This window comes from Vibrio sp. 10N.261.51.C6, assembly GCF_041471785.1.
Taxonomy (GTDB): domain Bacteria; phylum Pseudomonadota; class Gammaproteobacteria; order Enterobacterales; family Vibrionaceae; genus Vibrio; species Vibrio crassostreae_C.
Map to the genome: position 1 here is coordinate 1 of NZ_JBFRPB010000076.1, position 1503 is coordinate 1503.

Below are 1503 nucleotides of genomic sequence, written 5' to 3' on the forward strand. Positions count from 1 at the left end.
CTGTCTCTTATACACAAATCCCTAAGCCACGCTTGGGGATTTTTTTTGAACTATTTTTAGGTTTCATGATCTGATCATCTAAGCAATGACAAGGATGATTATCATGACCTATATAGAGCCAACCCTCTGGGCACAAAAACAGTTCGGTCAAGCCCACCTAAATGACCCTAGACGCACTCAAAGACTCGTTACTCTCGCAGCCTCACTGGCCGAGCAACCTGGTGTACCCGTCTCGAAACTCATTATCTCCCCTGCTGAAATGGAAGGGGCTTATCGCTTCATCCGTAATGAGCAAATCAAAGCAGAAGATATCGCAGAAGCGGGGTTTTATGTCACCGCACAAGAAGCATTAGAGCAACAAACACTTCTTGCCTTAGAAGACACCACTTCTCTCAGTTACTCCCATCGCAGCATTCGAGATGAACTCGGGCACTCCAATCAAGGCAACCGACATCGCGCCATGTTCGTACACTCAACCTTACTTTTTGCTCCCGACACTCAATCTGTTATTGGTTTAATTGAACAACAGCGCTGGACTCGTGATATAGAAAAGCGAGGCCAAAGGCACCAGCATGCGACTCGACCATACAAAGAGAAAGAAAGTTATAAGTGGGAACAAGCCTCTCGCCATGTCGCTGAGCGACTTGGCGATAAAATTTCGGATGTCATTTCTGTGTGCGATAGAGAAGCCGACCTATTTGAATACCTCACTTACAAGCGAGAGCAACAACAAAGGTTCATCGTTCGCTCAATGCAAAGCCGCTGTATTGAAGAGCATGATAATCGTCTTTATAGCTATGCCTCTACCCTGTTATCAGCCGGAGAGAAAGTGCTCGAAATACCGCAAAAAGGGGGGCGTAAAGCTCGCAAGGCTCATTTAGATATCAAATATGCCCCCGTGACACTCAAGTCTCCTGCTAACAAGAAAGAGTTCGATAACATTCCGCTTTACTACGTGGGATGTATAGAACAAGGAGAGAGTAGCGATAAGCTCGTATGGCACTTACTGACTTCTGAGCCGATAACGAGCAAGGAAGAGGCACTCAAAATCGTCAGTTATTATGAGCGGCGCTGGCTGATAGAAGATTTTCATAAAGTCTGGAAAAGTGAAGGGACAGAGGTTGAGCAACTGAGAATGCAAAGTAAGGACAACTTAGAGAGGCTCAGCGTTATTTTGGCTTTTATCGCGACTCGGTTACTCCAGTTGAGGTTTATGAATGAATCAGACGCGTTATCTAAGACCAGTTGTGAGCGGGTATTAAGAGGCAAAGCGTGGAAGTTAATGTGGCTCAAGTTGGAGAAGAAAGAACTACCGAAAGAAGCGCCTAATATATCATGGGCTTACAACGGTATTGCTCGGTTAGGTGGTTGGAAGAATACCAAGCGAACGGGGCGCGCTTCTATAAAGACGTTATGGCAAGGATGGTTTAGGTTACAAACCATCCTTGAAGGGTATGAACTCGCTAAGTCTCTTGATTAACCAGACTTGTGATCAAGAGACAG

At 45.5% G+C, this 1503-nt stretch carries 1 protein-coding gene; it reads left to right on the top strand.

Annotated features, from left to right (window positions below; all coding sequences use genetic code 11):
• The first annotated feature begins 103 nt into the window (after positions 1–103).
• Positions 104–1480, top strand: a complete 1377-nt coding sequence (locus tag AB4375_RS19495) for an IS4 family transposase (RefSeq protein WP_017068118.1) — start codon at positions 104–106, stop codon at positions 1478–1480.
• Positions 1481–1503: the final 23 nt, after the last annotated feature.